At 69.5% G+C, this 15081-nt stretch carries 14 protein-coding genes; 7 read left to right on the top strand and 7 right to left on the bottom strand.

Annotated features, from left to right (window positions below):
• Positions 1–21 precede the first annotated feature (21 nt).
• Genes ACLSSQ_RS06435 through ACLSSQ_RS06425 form a run of 3 tightly spaced genes read right to left on the bottom strand, consistent with a single transcriptional unit; the run spans position 22 to position 3584 of the window.
• A complete protein-coding gene (locus ACLSSQ_RS06435; protein ID WP_416244100.1) occupies positions 22–1215 on the bottom strand; it encodes a GGDEF domain-containing protein in 1194 nt (397 codons plus the stop codon).
• Positions 1202–2647, bottom strand: a complete 1446-nt coding sequence (gene tilS / locus ACLSSQ_RS06430; RefSeq protein ID WP_152088896.1) for a tRNA lysidine(34) synthetase TilS — start codon at positions 2645–2647, stop codon at positions 1202–1204. The genes ACLSSQ_RS06435 and tilS overlap by 14 nt, the downstream gene beginning before the upstream one ends.
• Positions 2616–3584 carry an acetyl-CoA carboxylase carboxyltransferase subunit alpha gene (locus ACLSSQ_RS06425; RefSeq protein ID WP_152088895.1) on the bottom strand — a complete coding sequence of 323 codons (969 nt, stop codon included), beginning with the start codon at positions 3582–3584 and terminating at the stop codon, positions 2616–2618. Before ACLSSQ_RS06425 ends, tilS begins: the two co-directional genes overlap by 32 nt.
• A 251-nt stretch (positions 3585–3835) precedes the next feature.
• Here ACLSSQ_RS06425 and ACLSSQ_RS06420 point away from each other — a divergent pair, with 251 nt between their 5' ends.
• Both ACLSSQ_RS06420 and ACLSSQ_RS06415 read left to right on the top strand, forming a co-directional pair.
• Positions 3836–4336, top strand: a complete 501-nt coding sequence (locus tag ACLSSQ_RS06420; protein WP_416244099.1) for a DUF411 domain-containing protein — start codon at positions 3836–3838, stop codon at positions 4334–4336.
• 109 nt (positions 4337–4445) lie between these two features.
• Entirely contained in the window at positions 4446–5177 is a 732-nt protein-coding gene (locus ACLSSQ_RS06415) for a flagellar brake protein (RefSeq protein WP_130458828.1), read from the top strand.
• A gap of 37 nt (positions 5178–5214) precedes the next feature.
• Here ACLSSQ_RS06415 and ACLSSQ_RS06410 read toward each other — a convergent pair whose 3' ends face one another.
• The 3 genes from ACLSSQ_RS06410 to ACLSSQ_RS06400 form a co-directional block, all read right to left on the bottom strand.
• Positions 5215–5607: a nuclear transport factor 2 family protein gene (locus tag ACLSSQ_RS06410; RefSeq protein ID WP_416244098.1), complete on the bottom strand. Its 393-nt coding sequence runs from the start codon at positions 5605–5607 to the stop codon at positions 5215–5217.
• 15 nt (positions 5608–5622) lie between these two features.
• Entirely contained in the window at positions 5623–6315 is a 693-nt protein-coding gene (locus ACLSSQ_RS06405) for a DsbA family protein (protein ID WP_416244097.1), read from the bottom strand.
• Positions 6316–6406: 91 nt separating this feature from the next.
• Positions 6407–7309: an MBL fold metallo-hydrolase gene (locus ACLSSQ_RS06400; protein ID WP_416244096.1), complete on the bottom strand. Its 903-nt coding sequence runs from the start codon at positions 7307–7309 to the stop codon at positions 6407–6409.
• A 108-nt stretch (positions 7310–7417) separates the two neighbouring features.
• Here ACLSSQ_RS06400 and ACLSSQ_RS06395 point away from each other — a divergent pair, with 108 nt between their 5' ends.
• Positions 7418–8344, top strand: coding sequence for a LysR family transcriptional regulator (locus ACLSSQ_RS06395; RefSeq protein ID WP_416244095.1), 927 nt, complete (start codon positions 7418–7420; stop codon positions 8342–8344).
• 93 nt (positions 8345–8437) lie between these two features.
• On the opposite strand, the gene ACLSSQ_RS06390 is transcribed toward ACLSSQ_RS06395, so the two are convergent.
• The gene (locus ACLSSQ_RS06390) at positions 8438–9859 is read right to left on the bottom strand and encodes a DEAD/DEAH box helicase (RefSeq protein ID WP_416244094.1); all 1422 of its coding nucleotides are present in this window, start codon (positions 9857–9859) and stop codon (positions 8438–8440) included.
• 464 nt (positions 9860–10323) lie between these two features.
• On the opposite strand from ACLSSQ_RS06390, the gene ACLSSQ_RS06385 reads away from it, so the two are divergent.
• From ACLSSQ_RS06385 to ACLSSQ_RS06370, 4 genes are read left to right on the top strand one after another with little or no spacing between them, the layout of a single operon-like run.
• On the top strand, positions 10324–11868 hold the full coding sequence (locus ACLSSQ_RS06385) for an efflux transporter outer membrane subunit (protein WP_416244093.1): 1545 nt from the start codon (positions 10324–10326) through the stop codon (positions 11866–11868).
• Positions 11865–13151, top strand: a complete 1287-nt coding sequence (locus ACLSSQ_RS06380) for an efflux RND transporter periplasmic adaptor subunit (RefSeq protein WP_416244092.1) — start codon at positions 11865–11867, stop codon at positions 13149–13151. Before ACLSSQ_RS06385 ends, ACLSSQ_RS06380 begins: the two co-directional genes overlap by 4 nt.
• Positions 13148–13876 (top strand): ABC transporter ATP-binding protein, encoded by a 729-nt coding sequence (locus tag ACLSSQ_RS06375; RefSeq protein ID WP_416244091.1) that lies wholly within the window; start codon positions 13148–13150, stop codon positions 13874–13876. Before ACLSSQ_RS06380 ends, ACLSSQ_RS06375 begins: the two co-directional genes overlap by 4 nt.
• Positions 13867–15078, top strand: coding sequence for an ABC transporter permease (locus ACLSSQ_RS06370; protein WP_014238190.1), 1212 nt, complete (start codon positions 13867–13869; stop codon positions 15076–15078). Before ACLSSQ_RS06375 ends, ACLSSQ_RS06370 begins: the two co-directional genes overlap by 10 nt.
• The last annotated feature ends 3 nt before the right edge of the window (positions 15079–15081 follow it).

Here is a 15081-nt window from a genome sequence, read left to right as displayed (position 1 = left end):
CTCTTCTCCGGCGCCCCCGTCTTACGGCGCCGGAGCAGCCGGCGAAACCCCGGCCCCCTCTTCACGGGTCCCGGCGGCAGCCACCTCGATGCGGTTGCGGCCGTTGGCCTTGGCCAGGTACATGGCGTTGTCGGCCCGGGACAGGAGACAGTCCAGGTTGGTGTCGGCTGCTTCCAGGGCGGCGACGCCGATGCTCACCGTCACCGGCGGCAGCTGGGCCGGGCCTTCGGCGGTGGTCAGACGGATGCGCTCGGCCACCTGGCGGGCCTGTTCCAGGTCCGCATCGGGCAGCAGCACCACGAATTCCTCGCCGCCGTAGCGGCCGAAATGCTCGCCCCGGCGCAGCACGGCGCCAACCCGCTGGACGAAGCCCTGCAGCACCAGGTCGCCGGCCTGGTGGCCGTAGGTGTCGTTGATCTTCTTGAAGAAATCCAGGTCCAGCATGAGCAGGCAAAGGGCACGGCCGTGGCGCCGGGCCCGGGCCATCTCCCACTCGCACACTTCGACGAAGGCCCTGCGGTTGAGAATCTGGGTCAGGGAGTCGTGGCTGGAGAGATATTCCAGCTCGCCCCGCAGGCGGTCCGTCGCCAGCAGCACGTAACCCACGGTGATCATCAGGGTGCAGATGGGGTAGGCGGTGAGATAGACCACCTGGATCGGCGTCTGCTCCAGGAAATCGCTGCCCAGGCCGGGCACCAGGGCGCTGCTGCCGCGCAGCAGCAACACGCCGATCTGGGCCAGCAGCACCAGGCAGAAAAAACGGCTGATGAAGCCGGGGCGCCCGTAGCGGAACACCACCAGCAGCTGCCGCCCGTAGAACAGGGGCAGGCTGAGGCCGGCCACTGCCAGGCGGGCATTGGTATCCGGCTGCACCAGCAGGAACCAGGTGAGCAGCCCCAGCCCGACGCCGCTGACCAGGGCCTGGAAGCGCCAGGAAGGCTGGCGCTGGTAGAACAGCTCGGTGCCGCTGAGCCAGAGGGAAAGGGCGGTGTACAGCAGCAGGCTGGCCAGGAGCACGGAAAGCGCATCGGGGATCAGCCCGCGCAGGCCGAACAGCAGGCCGGAGAAGACGCCCACCAGGGTGCCGCCGGCCCAGTGGCCGATGCCCCGGATGCGCTGGGGGAAACTGCGGGTGACGAAGAACAGCACCACGGCCATGAGGGCGGTCATGAAACCGGCCAGGAGGATGACGGTGCGCAGGTCAATATGGGGCATCGGGATCGTCGCAGGGCAAGGGTGACAGTGACAGGCTGGCGCTCTCGGCCGGCCGCCATTCGGGCAGCCAGCCGGGTGCGTCGGCCCGGGCCAGGCAGTCGGCGGCGATGCCGATGCCGGGCACCCAGGCCAGGGTCTGGCCGACCCACAGCAGGGGCAGGCGCTGCCGCTGCCAGGGCGGAATGTCCGCTTCCTGCAGCAGCTTTTTCAGGGGACGCCGGGGCCGGCCCGGCAGCTGCATGGTTTCGCCTCCCTGACGCAGGCGGAAGCGGGCAGCCTCGCCGCACAGAGCGAGGGCCACGCCCTGGCCAATCACCTCCCGCCCGCCGATGCTGCCGAAGGCCCAGGGGACGGGCATGACGAAGGGGCCTGCCGGCTCCGCCAGGGAAGACGGGGGTTGCAGGGGCTCATGGTCCAGGAACACCGTTCCGCGCCACAAGCGGACCACCCACTCGCTACAGCGCCATTCCACCTGGCCGTCAGGCCGGGGGCAGGCCAGCTGCTGCCACAGTTCCGCCAGGGCCCGGGCCTCGGGCATGGGGGCGCCATGACGGCGCAGCCAGCAGCGCAGCAGGTTGCGCCCCCGGGCACTGGAGAGGCCGGCCAGGGCCGCCTGCTGCAGGCGGGAGCCGACGGCGGCCTTGGCCAGATCCTGGGCCGCCAGTTCCTCCAGCAGGTCCTCCGCCTCCCCCGCCAGCGCCGCCGCCCGGCCGAGGCTGACGGCGGCGGGAAAGCGGGACTGCAGCAGGGGCAGGGCCTCATGCCGCAGGAAATTGCGGGCGTAGGCCCGGTCGCCGTTGCTCTCGTCCTCGATCCAGCCCAGGCCCTCGGCCGCCAGCCAGGCTTCCAGTTCGGCCCGGGAGGTTTCCAGCAGGGGACGCAGCAAGGGCAGGGGCCCATGGCCCGGACGCGACAGCAGGCGCCGCCCCGGCATGGCCGCCAGGCCCCGCAGGCCGCTGCCCCGCAGCAGGTTGAAGAGCAGGGTTTCGGCCTGGTCGTCCCGGTGGTGGGCCAGGATCAGGGCATCGGCCGTAAGGCCGGCGAAGACCTGGTAGCGGGCGGCCCGGGCGGTTGCCTCCAGACCCGCCGGGCGCGCCTCGGGCAGACTGACCCGGTGCACCTGCAGGGGCACGCCGAAGCGAGCGCAGAGGTCGCCGCAAAAGGCGGCCCAGGCATCGGCATGGGGCGACAGGCCGTGGTGCACATGCACCGCCTGCAGACGCCAGCCCCGCGCCGGCGCCTGGGCCGCCAGGGCCGCCAGCAGGGCGACGGAATCCCGGCCGCCGGAAAGGCCGACGGCGAGGACGGGCGTAGTGGAAAGGGGGGAAGCGGGAAGAACGGAATGGGGATCGGCCGCCGCCAGCAACCAGGCCAGGCGGTCGGCGATCCGCCGGGGCAGGTCAGGAGACCGGCTGTTCCTTGAAGCGGCCATAGGACATGAGCCGCTCGTAGCGGGCCGCCAGCAGTTCTTGGGTAGACAGGCCGGAAACGCCCTTGAGCGCGTCCTGCAGGGCCTTCTTCAGGTTCTGGGCCATGGCGGCGTGATCCCGGTGGGCGCCGCCCACGGGTTCATTGACGATCTTGTCGATGAGGCCCAGGGTCTTCAGGCGGGAAGCGGTGATGCCCATGGTTTCCGCAGCCTCGTTGGCCTTCTCGGCGCTCTTCCAGAGGATGGAGGCGCAGCCTTCGGGGGAGATCACGGAATAGGTGGAGTACTGCAGCATCTGCACCGTGTCGCCGACGGCAATGGCCAGGGCGCCGCCGGAACCGCCTTCACCGATGATGGTGACGATGATGGGGGTCTTCAGCTCGGCCATGACGTAAAGGTTGCGGCCGATGGCCTCGGACTGGCCCCGCTCCTCGGCGTCGATGCCGGGATAGGCGCCCGGGGTGTCCACGAAGGTGAACACGGGAATCTGGAACTTCTCGGCCAGCTTCATCAGGCGCTCGGCCTTGCGGTAGCCCTCGGGGCGCGGCATGCCGAAGTTGCGGTAGATCTTTTCCTTGGTGTCCCGGCCCTTCTGGTGGCCGATGACGACGCAGGGCTGGCCGTTGAAGCGGGCCAGGCCGCCAACGATGGCCTTGTCGTCGGCAAAGCTGCGGTCCCCGTGCAGTTCCTCGAAGTCGGTGAACAGGCGGGAGACGTAGTCCAGGGTGTAGGGACGCTGGGGATGACGCGCCACCATGGCGGTCTGCCAGGGCGTCAGCTTGGCGTAGATGTCTTTGGTCAGCCCCTGGCTCTTCTTTTCCAGGCGGGCGATTTCTTCCGAGATGTCCACCGCGGAATCGTCCTGCATGAAGCGCAGTTCTTCGATCTTGGTTTCAAGCTCGGCGATGGGCTGTTCGAAGTCGAGGAAAGTGGTTTTCATCGAGATAGGGAAATTTTGGCAGGCGCGTATTCTACCCCAAACCCCCCGGATACTCCCCATTGCCCGGGAAAGGCCGGCGGCGCGGGAGAACGGCCATCGCCGCCGCTGCTGACTGGCTGCAGGCTGCTACCACCGGCCGCAGCCCCAAAGCCCTGGCGGCAAAAGGGTTGTTCGCACCGACGCCCCGGGCGAGAATCACCCAAAACAGGGCGCGGCTTTTCCGCAGTCCCACATTCTCAGGGAAAACTCATATGCAACGATTGCTGGCAACGGCCCTGCTGGCCGCCCTCCTGCCTGCCGCGCCCCTCAGTGCGGCGGAAAACCTGCCGCCGGTGGAAGTGTTCGCCCCGGTGCCCTGCCTGGCCTGCATCGACTGGGCCGAGCACCTGCGGCAAAACGGCTTCAGCGTCACCATGAAGGAAACGGCGGACATGGCGGCCCTGAAAAAGCGCCTGAAAGTCCCCGCCGCGGTGGAGTCGGTGCATACGGCCCGGGTTGCCGGTTACTTCATCGAAGGCCATGTGCCGGCCGAGGACATCAAGGAACTGCTCAAGGAAAAGCCCAAGGCCCGGGGCCTGGCCGTGCCCGGCCTGCCCGCCGGGGCGCCGGGACGGGAAGCTTCCAACCCCAGCTGCGAGCGGGGCTGCACGGTGCTCGATTCGACGCCGGAGCAGCGGGAAGTGCGGCGGGAGCTGTACGACACCCTGCTGGTGGATCTCAAGGGCCAGACCCGCATCTTCAACCGGCACTAGGCGGGGCCAGAGCCGGTCCGGGGACGGCCTTACGACGGCAACATGGGGGTGCTACACTCAGGGCCACAACACAGGCCCCAGGGCCCCGTATAACCATAGCGCCCCGACCATGCCCGATCCCGCCCCCGCCAAGGACATCGCCCCGGAAATCCCCGCCGAGAACCGGGTCAACCTGGACGAAGCCCGCCTGCAGATAGGCGACGCCCTGCAGCTGCAACCCAACGGCGACGCCAACGCCGCCCGCCACTACGTCAAGCTGATCGGCTTCACCAAGGGCGCCAGCGTCCTGGTCAGCACGCCCAAGGTGGACGGCGCCTACATTTTCGTGCGGGACGGCCAGAACTACGTGGTGCGGGCCTTCTCCGGCAAGAACGCCTACGCCTTCTCCACCACGGTGGTGCGTTCCGTGGCCGTGCCCTACCCCTACCTGCACCTGTCCTATCCCAAGGACGTGCGCGCCCTGGTGGTGCGCCGCGGCGCCCGGGCCAAGGTCAATCTCATCGCCAGCGCCCGCCGCCTCGACGCCCAGGGCCAGGAAAGTCCGGACGCCTGCGCCGCCAGCATCCGCAACGTCAGCATCTCCGGCGCCATGCTGGCCTCGCCCCATCCCCTGGGGCTCCAGGGCGACAGCATCCGCCTCTCCTTCAAGATCGCCCTGGCCGACATCATTTCCCTGGTGACCCTGGATGCGGTCATCCGCGCCGTCAATCCGGGCGGCGAAGACCTGGGCCCCGGCATGATCGGCTACGGCCTGGAATTCGTCGGCGGCGAAGCCCAGGACCGCATCACTCTCACCGCCTTCGTCTACCAGAAGCTGCTGGAACAGGACGCGGCGACCTGAAACTCCGGGCAGCCGCGGCCAAGCCAGGCCGTCCCCATCAGGCCTGCATGGCCCGGGCCACCAGCAGGGTGTCGGTGAACTGCTCGAAAGCGACGATCCGGCCGCCGGCAAGCTGCCACACATGGGTCGCCCGGGCCCGCATCGACTTGCCGGTTTTACGGTAAGTGCCGCTGTAGCTGCCGATACCCACCACTTCCTCGCCGCCGTCGATCAACCGTTCCAGGACAAAGGTGTAGTCCTCCCAGTCGCGGCCGAGAACAGCGAAGACATGGGTGCCCACCTCGGCGGCACCGATCCAGGTGCCGGCGCAGGGAAAGCCCGCCATCTCGGTCCAGGCCGCCTGCGGCGACAGGTCCGCCAGCATGCCGGCCAGGTCCCCCCGGGCCGATGCGGCGTAATGCTCGGCAACGATCTGCAGATTGCTTTTCATGACCAGACGCCCAGCTTACAGGGCACAACCGTCGACGCCGCAGCCCGGGGCCTGGGCGGCGCTCCCAGCGGGCAGCCCTGCACGCTGGCGCAGACGCTCCTGGAAGGCCTGGGGACGCCCCAGGTAGGCGGAGACGTCGATGCTCTGCAGGCCCTCCGCCGTTTCGAGGACGAAAGTGGGAAAGCCCTGGGCGCCGACCCGGGCCATGAATTCCCGGGTCTCTCGGAAATGGGCCTGCACCGCCTCGCCCGACAGTTGCGTCAGAGTCGCGGCAAAGGCGGCGGCATCGAGCCCGAGGGATGCGGCCAACTCCACCAGCACCGATGGCTCGGCGATGCGGCGGCCTTCTTCATAGTGGGCCACCTGCAACCGGGCCAGCATGTCCAGCCCGCGGCCGGCCAGCTGCTCGGCGGCCAGCATGGCGGCGGTGGGCGGCTCGGAGTCGAAGACCGCGCCGTTGTCCCGGAGCAGGCCGTCGGTGTAGGCAGGGCCGAAGGGCTGGCCGCTCAACTGGGCGATCCGCTGGTCATGGGGTTGGACATAGGCGCGCAGCTGGGGCGTCACCGCCTGGCGCCGGGCGCCGGCCATCATGCCGCCGCTGCGGGGCCGCACCGGCAGGACATCGCGGGCTGCCCACAGCAAGGGGGCGGCGCCATAGCACCAGCCGCACAGCGGGTCGTAGAGGTAATGCAGGATCGGGGCAGTCATGGTTCGGGAATTCCTTGGATGGAGGCGATAAATCAGGCCTGTGCCGCCGCCCGGATGGCAGCGGCACGGTGCTGGCGCAGGGTTTGAGGGCTTACCAGTGCATCTCGCCCTTGTTGACCTTGGCGCCGATCTCCAGGGCCACGCCCAGACCGGCCCGGGGGTAGGCCCGCTGCATGGCGGCGATCAGCTCGGCGGCATTGGAGGCTTTGGCAGCTTCCGCGTCGAAGCGTTGCAGGTAGGTACGGGTGTAGGCGATGGCGCTGGCGCCCAGGGCCGTGCCGGGGGCCATGTGGCCCGGCACCACCAGGGCGGGCTGCAGCGCCTCGATCTCGTCCAGCTGGGCAAACCAGGCCTGGCGCTGGCTCGCCGTCCGGGTATCGGCGGTCCACACGTGCAGGTTGCCGAAGATGGCGATATTGCCGACCACGGCCCGCAGCGACGGAATCCACACATAGGGGCGGTGGGCCAGCTCGCCGCTGGTGCCGCGCACTTCGACGGTCTCGCCGTCGACGCTGAGGCGGGTGCCCTGCAGCAGTTCCGGCACGATCGGCTGACGGGGCCCGTTGGCGCCCATCTTCGGCCCCCAGAAGGCCACCTTGGCGGCCATCCTGGCCTGGATCTTTTCCCGCACCGCCGGCGTGGTCAGCACCCGGGCCTGGGGGAAATGGGCTTTGAGCACCTCGGCGCCGAAATAGAAATCCGGGTCCGCATTGCTGATGAAAATGGTCGTCAGGGTCTTGCCGCTGTCCAGTACATTGGCCGCCACCCGCAGGGCATCGGCCCGGGTGAAGCCGGTGTCGATGACCACGGCTTCGCTCTTGCCGCTCACCACCACCGCATTGACGTGGAAGCTGTGGCCATCGGCGTTGTACACCTGTACCTGCAGCGGCGCCGGAGTCTGGGCGGCACCCTGGCTTTGGGCATGGCCGGGAGCGACGATGCAGAGGGTCAGGGCGGGAATGGCGAAGCGGGCAATGCGCTTGAGGGAAAACATGGCGGTCTCCGTGCATGGATGGGTTGTGATGACAGGGCGAACTTTATCTATTGCAAAATGGTTGATAAAGTTCGATACAGTTGATTATTTATTGCACGAATCGATCAAATGGACCGCCTGACCTCCGTACGCGTCTTCGTTGAAGTGTCCGACCGGGGCAGCCTGACCCAGGCCGCCGAGCACCTGGACATGTCGGCGGCCATGGTCAGCCGCTACCTGGCGGCGGTGGAGGACTGGTTCGACGCCCGCCTGCTGCACCGGACCACGCGCAAGGTCAGCCTCACCGACGCCGGCCTCGCCGCCCTGCCCCCCTGCCGGCAACTGCTGGAGATCGCCACCGAGGCCCGGCACCTGGCCGCGGCCCGCAACCGGGAGCCGGCCGGGGTGCTGCGCGTCACCACCGCCGGCTCCTTTGCCGATGCCCAGCTGACGGCGGCCCTGGCGGACTTCCAGCGGCAGCATGAGCAGGTGGAAATCGTCCTCTCGGTGGGGGACAAGCCCACCGACCTGGTGGCGGAACGGGTCGATCTGGCGGTACGCATCACCAACACCCTGGACCCGGCCATGATCGCGCGGCCCCTGGCCCGCTGCCGTTCCCTGCTGTGTGCCGCGCCCGCCTACCTGGAACGATATGGCAAGCCCGAAACGGCCGAGGACCTGCAGCGGCACCGCTGCATCGCCCACGCCTTCGGCATCGGCAAGCAGTACCGGTTCACGCGCAACGGCGCCGACCTTGCGGTGCCGGTGAACTGGAGCTTCCACACCAACGAGACGGCGGTGCTGCGGCGGGCCGTGCTGTGCGGCGCCGGCATCGGCATGCTGCCCACCTACTACCTGGGGGACGACCTGGGCGCCGGTCGCCTGGTGCCCCTGCTGCCGGACCATGAACCGGAAGTGCTGGGCATCCACGCCATCTACCTCTCCCGCCAGCACCAGCCCCTGGCCCTGCGCCTGCTGGTGGACTTTCTCGCCGAGCGCTTTGCCGGCGATCCGGCGCCGTGGGATCGGGGACTCGATCTGCCCGACCTCTCCTGAACGGCCGGGGCGACCAAGGTGCCGCCCCGGCGCCAGACGAAAAAAAGGCCGGCGCATTACTGCGCCGGCCTTTTTCATGGGGATCGCCCTGGCTTAGTGGTGCCGGGTGCCGTTGCGGTGGTTGCCGCCGCTGCGGGGCGTGCCACCGTTGCCGCTGGCGGCACCGCCGCCGCTGCGACTGCGGCCTTCGCCACCCTGGCCACGGCCGCCACTGCCGCCGTTACCGCCGCTGCGGTTGCCGCCGCCGTTGTTGCCGAAGCTGCGGCCCGGCTGGCCCTGCCCCTGGCGCTGACCTTGGCGTTGTCCCTGGCCCTGGCGCTGGCCGCCACGGTTCTGGGGCGGTGCCGTGGTCGGGTTGGCGCTGGGCTCGAAGCCGGGCAGCACTTCCTTCTCCAGGTCCTTCTTGATCAGGCGTTCGATGCTGCGCAGGTTGTCCCGCTCATCATGGCAGACCAGGGAGATGGCCTCCCCTTCGGCGCCGGCGCGGCCGGTACGGCCGATGCGGTGCACATAGTCCTCGGCCACGTTGGGCAGCTCGTAGTTCACCACATAGGGCAGCTGGTCGATGTCGATGCCCCGGGCGGCGATATCGGTGGCCACCAGGGCCACCAGCTTGCCTTCCTTGAACTCGGTCAGGGCCCGCACCCGGGCGCCCTGGGTCTTGTTGCCGTGCAGGGCGGCGGAGCGGATGCCTTCCTTGTCCAGGCGGCGGGAAAGGGCATCGGCGCCGTGCTTGGTGCGGGTGAAGATCAGCACCTGGTTCCAGCCCCGGTTCTCGAAGAGGTGCAGCAGCACGTCCTTCTTCTTTTCCCGGTCCACGTGAATGACCTTCTGGCTGACGGTTTCCACGGTGGTGTTGCGGCGGGCCACTTCGATGGACTGGGGATCGTGCAGGAAGCTCCTGGCCAGTTCCTTGATCTCGTCGGAGAAGGTGGCGGAGAAGAGCAGGTTCTGGCGCTTGCCGTTGGGCGGCAGCAGGGCCAGGATCTTGCGGATGTCGCGGATGAAGCCCATGTCCAGCATGCGGTCGGCTTCGTCCAGGACCAGGATTTCGATGCCGGAAAGGTCCAGGGTGCGCTGGTTGATGTGGTCCAGCAGGCGGCCCGGGCAGGCCACCAGGATGTCCACGCCGCGCTTCAGGGCGGCGATCTGGGGATTCATGCCGACACCGCCGAACATGGACATGGACTTCAGGGGCAGATGCTGGCCGTAGGTACGGACGCTTTCTTCCACCTGCAGGGCCAGTTCCCGGGTCGGCGCCAGGATCAGCACCCGGGGCTTGCGCGCCAGGCGGTTGAGGGGGCTTTCGCCGGCCTGGGCCTGGGACAGCAGCTGCAGGATGGGCAGGGTGAAGCCGGCGGTCTTGCCGGTGCCGGTCTGGGCGCAGGCCATCAGGTCGCGGCCGGCGAGGACGGCGGGAATGGCCTGTTGTTGAATGGGGGTGGGTTCGGTGTAACCCTGCTCGGCAATGGCGCGCAGGATTTCGGCCTTGAGGCCGAGATCGGTAAACAGCATGGATGCTCCTGGTGGGTAGCCCTTGGGCCCTGCGTGCGCTGCGGCACGAACCAGTCGAGGCGAACTACGGGGATGGGGTAATTCACGCGGCGGGCAGAGGGCCCGGCCGGAGGGATTTCAACGAAATCACGACGCCCGCCGTGACTGATTACGGCGACGCGAGGCGCGCAGTGTAGCACGGTCCCCCGCCCCCCGGGCCGCCATTCGCCCCCGGGTTGCCGGAAACCTTCGCTTACACGGATGTAAATGTCTGCAAAAACGGCCGCCGGCCACCCGGCAGGCCCGGGGATAATTGTTAAGATTCAATCACCGGGCCGCATCCGAGCCGCTTGCGGCCCCCAGGCGAACTGCCTGCCAGCGGCTTGCCCGCGGCCAATCCGGGCCGCCGCAGCGTCCCGTCGGCACCCGCCGTTCCGCTCTTCTCCACCACTGTCCTGGCCCACCATCGCCCCCACCGGAATCCTATGCCGCTCTCCCCGCCCCCCTTCCTCCGCCGCCCCGCCGGCCGCACCCTGCTCCTGCTGGCCCTGGCCGGCAGCCTGGGGGGCTGCACCCTGTTCACCCCGGCGCCGGACCTGGAGCAGCGCCGCCTGCAGGTGAGCGTGCCGGAGCAATGGCAGGGCCCGGCCCCGGCACGGGCCGAGACAACCGCGGAGGCCACCACCGAAGCCGATGAGGCCGCCGTGCTGGCCCAGTGGTGGACCCGCTTCAACGACCCGCTGCTCGACCAGCTGATCGCCCAGGGCCTCTCCGCCTCGCCGGACCTGCGCAGCGCCCAGGCCAAGCTGCGCAGCGCCCGGGCCAGCCGGGACCTGGCCGCCGCCGACTACTACCCGGGCCTCAGCGCCTCCACCGGCGCTACCGGCAGCAAGGCCAGCCCCGCCGTCAGCGGCGGCAGCAGCCGGCGCACCACCATCTACGACGCCGGCTTCGACGCCAGCTGGGAGCCGGACATCTTCGGCGTGGTGCGCCAGGACGTCAGTGCCGCCGATGCGGACGTGGCCGCCCAGGCCGCCACCCTGGAATACGCCCGGGTCACCCTGGTGGGCGAGGTGGCGCGCAACTACGTGGAGCTGCGCACCTACCAGGAACGCCTGCAGATCGCCCGGGACAACGCCACCAGCCAGGCCGACACCCTGGAGATCACCCAGTGGCGGCAGCAGGCCGGCCTGGCCACCGAACTGGACGTGGAACAGGCCCGCACCAGCCTGGAACAGACCAGGGCCACCATTCCCGCCCTGGTGAGCAACGTCAGCGCCTCCCAGAACCGCCTGGCCGTGCTCCTGGGCCAGACCCCGGGCAGCCTGCAGGAGCGGCTTGGCAGCGCCCGCCCCCTGCCGGCGGCGCCCCGGGAGATTGCCGTCGGCATTCCCGCCGACGCCCTGCGCCGCCGCCCCGACGTGCGCGCCGCCGAGCGCACCCTGGCGGCGGAAACGGCCCGGGTCCATGCCCGGGTGGCGGAACGCTATCCCAGCTTCACCCTCAGCGGCAGCTTCGGCTGGCAGGCCCTCACCTCCGGCGCCCTGGGCGGCAGCGGCACCGTGGCCCGCTCCCTGGCGGGCACCCTGGCCGCCACCCTGTTCGACGGCGGCCGCCTGAAGAGCCGCATCGCGGTGCAGGACGCCGCCCAGGAACAGGCCCTGATCGCCTATGAGCAGAAAATCCTGACGGCCCTGGAAGATACGGAAAACGCCCTGGCCGCCTACGCCGCCGGCCGGGAGCAGGAGGCCACCCGCCGCCGCGCCGCCGAGGCGGCCCGCAACGCGGCCCAGCTGGCGCGGCAGATGTACCAGGCCGGCCTGACGGACTTCCAGAAGGTGCTGGATACCGAACGCACCCGCCTCAGCGCCGAGGACAGCCTGGCCACGGCGCGGCTGGCCGTGCTCAGCGCCGTGATCCAGCTCTACAAGGCCCTCGGCGGCGGCTGGAGCGCCCCCGAGGCGCCGGCGGACGCCATCGCAGCCACCGCTGCCACACCCCTTTCGACACAGGAAAAGAACGCCCCATGACCTCGCCCCAGGACAACCCCACCGGCGCCCTCCAGGACCTCCTCAAGAAGGCTGCCGGCAGCGGCGCCCAGCCCCTCTGGCAGCGTTATCCCAAGCGCTTCCTGGCGGGGGGCGCCATCGCCGTGCTGGCCCTCGCCCTGCTTCTTTCCGGCGGCAAGAAGAGCCAGGGCCAGTTCCTCACGGAAACCGTGGACAGCGGCCCCCTGGTGGTCACCGTCTCCGCCAGCGGCACCCTGGCGCCGACCAAGTCGGTGGACGTGGGCAGCGAGCTTTCCGGCACCCTGGAGTCGGTGCTGGTACAGGAGAACGAGCAGGTGAAGAAGGGCCAGCTGCTGGCCCAGCTGGACATCTCCAAACTCAAGGACCAGGTGGTCAAGTCCCAGGCCGCCGTGGCCGCCGCCGAAGCCAGCGTGGCCCAGGCCGTGGCCACCGTGGCCGAGGCCCGGGCCAGCCTGTCGCGCATGCGTCAGGTGGCGGAACTGTCCGGCGGCAAGGTGCCGGCCAAGACCGAACTGGAAACGGCGGAAGCGACCCTGCTGCGGGCCCAGGCCAACGAGGCCAGCGCGCGGGCGACGGTGACCCAGGCCCGGGCCACCCTGAAGTCGGACGAGACCAATATCGCCAAGGCCACCATCCGTTCCCCGGTGGACGGGGTGGTGCTGACGCGCAAGGTGGAACCGGGCCAGACCGTGGTCGCCGCCATGACCACCCCGGTGCTCTTTTCCCTGGCCGAGGACCTGACCCAGATGGAACTGCAGGTGAAGGTGGACGAGGCCGACGTGGGCAGCGTGCAGGTGGGGCAGCAGGCCAGCTTCACCGTCTCCGCCTGGAGCGGGCGCAAGTTCCCGGCCCAGATCCAGCGGGTCGGCATCGGTTCCACCACCACCGACAACGTGGTCACCTACAAGACCGTGCTCAAGGTGGCCAACAACGACCTGGCCCTGCGCCCGGGCATGACCGCCACCGCCGAGATCGTCACCGCCAGCCGGGACAAGGCCCTGCTGGTGCCCAACGCCGCCCTGCGCTTCACCCCGCCCCAGGCGGCCGGCGGCGACCAGCGCAGCTTCCTCTCCCGCCTCATGCCCGGGCCGCCCCGGGAGCCGCAGAAGAAGCGCAAGGACAACGGCGCCGCCGCCACCCAGGTGTGGGTGCTGCAGGAGGGCCAGCCGGTGGCCGTGGCCGTCACCCCGGGGGTCAGCAACGGCCGCTATACGGAGATCCTGGGCGGCGACCTGCAGCCGGGCATGGCCGTCATCACCGAATACCAGGAGATGCGCCCGTGAGCTCCGGCAACGGCGCGGCGCCGCCCCTGATCCAGTTCCGCCGCATCACCAAGACCTACGGCCAGGGCCAGGCCGAGTTCCAGGCCCTGCGCGGCGTCGACCTGGAAATTGCCGAAGGGGACTTCGTCGCCGTCATGGGCCCCAGCGGCTCGGGCAAATCCACGGTGATGAACATCCTCGGCTGCCTGGACAGCCCCAGCAGCGGCGACTACCTGTTCCAGGGCGTGCCGGTGCAGGACCTCTCCCGCAACCAGCGGGCCCTGCTGCGCCGCCACTACCTGGGCTTCGTCTTCCAGGGCTTCAACCTGCTGGCCCGCACCTCGGCCCAGGAGAACGTGGAACTGCCCCTGCTCTACCGCGGCGAGTCGCCGGAAGCGCGGCACCGGGCTTCCCGCGAAGCCCTGGCCCGGGTCGGCCTCAACGGTTGGGAGCACCACACCCCGGCCGAGCTTTCCGGCGGCCAGCAGCAGCGGGTGGCCATCGCCCGGGCCATCGTCACCAATCCCCTGGTGCTCCTCGCCGACGAGCCCACCGGCAACCTGGACAGCCAGCGCAGCCACGAAATCATGGAGCTGCTGGTGAGGCTGAACCGGGAACAGGGCATCACCATCGCCATGGTCACCCACGAGCCCGACATGGCGGCCTACGCCAGCCGCATCGTCCATTTCGTGGACGGCCGGGTGGCCAGCGACGAACGCACCGTGGAGCCCGCCCCATGTTCCTGAACGCCATCCTCCTGGCCCTGCGGGAGATCCGCCGCAACCTGATGCGCTCCTTCCTGACGGTGCTGGGCATCGTCATCGGCGTCGCCGCCGTCATCACCATGGTGACCCTGGGCAACGGCGCCACCCGCATGGTGGCCGAGCAGATTTCCAGCCTCGGCAGCAACCTGCTCATCCTGCGCCCCGGCCAGCGCCTCGGCCCCGGGCGGGACAGCGCCGGCGCCCCCAATTTCCGCGCCGCCGACGTGGAGGCCCTGCTCACCCAGGTGCCCTCCCTCAAGGCCGTGGCGCCGGTGGTGAGCAGCACCGTGACCCTGGTGGCCGGCGCCGAGAACTGGTCTTCCAGCGTCACCGGCAGCACCAACGCCTACTTCGTCGCCGGCAACTGGAAGCTGGCCGCCGGCCGCCAGTTCAGCGACGAGGAAATGCGCGCCGGCAAGGCGGTGTGCGTCATCGGCAACACGGTCAAGCAGAAGCTCTTCGCCGGCCAGAGCCCCCTGGGCAACGCGGTGCGGGTGAAGAACTTCTCCTGCGAGATCGTCGGCATCCTGGCCAGCAAGGGCCAGGGTGCCATGGGCATGGACCAGGACGACGTGGTGCTGATGCCCCTGGTGACGGCCCAGCGCCGCCTCACCGGCAAGACCCAGGACGTCTCCACCCTGATGCTGTCCCTCAAGGACGGCGCCAGCTCCCCCCGGGTCATGGAGCAGATCCGGCAGCTGATGCGGGAACGGCGCAAGCTGGCGGAGAACGACGACGACAACTTCAACCTGATGGACACCAAGCAGATCGCCGAAGCCCTCTCCGGCACCATCGGCACCATGACCACCCTGCTCGGTGCCGTCGCCGCGGTGAGCCTGCTGGTGGGCGGCATCGGCATCATGAACATCATGCTGGTGTCGGTCACCGAACGCACCCGGGAGATCGGCATCCGCCTGGCCATCGGCGCCCTGGAGAACGAGGTGCTGCTGCAGTTCCTCATCGAGGCCGTGGCCCTCTCCGCCTTCGGCGGCCTGGTCGGCATCATTCTGGCCCTGCTTGCCTGCCTCGGCCTCTCGGCCCTGATGGGCATGCCCTTCCTCTTCAATCCGGGCATCAACCTGCTGGCCTTCGGCTTCTCCGCCGCCATCGGCGTCATCTTCGGCTACGTCCCGGCCCGCCGCGCCGCCGGCCTGGACCCCATCGAGGCCCTGCGCCACGAATGAGGC

The organism is Azospira sp. APE16, from assembly GCF_047901315.1.
GTDB lineage: Bacteria > Pseudomonadota > Gammaproteobacteria > Burkholderiales > Rhodocyclaceae > Azospira > Azospira oryzae.
Note: the sequence above shows the minus strand (reverse complement) of the source record. Positions and strands in the feature narration are given on the sequence as shown.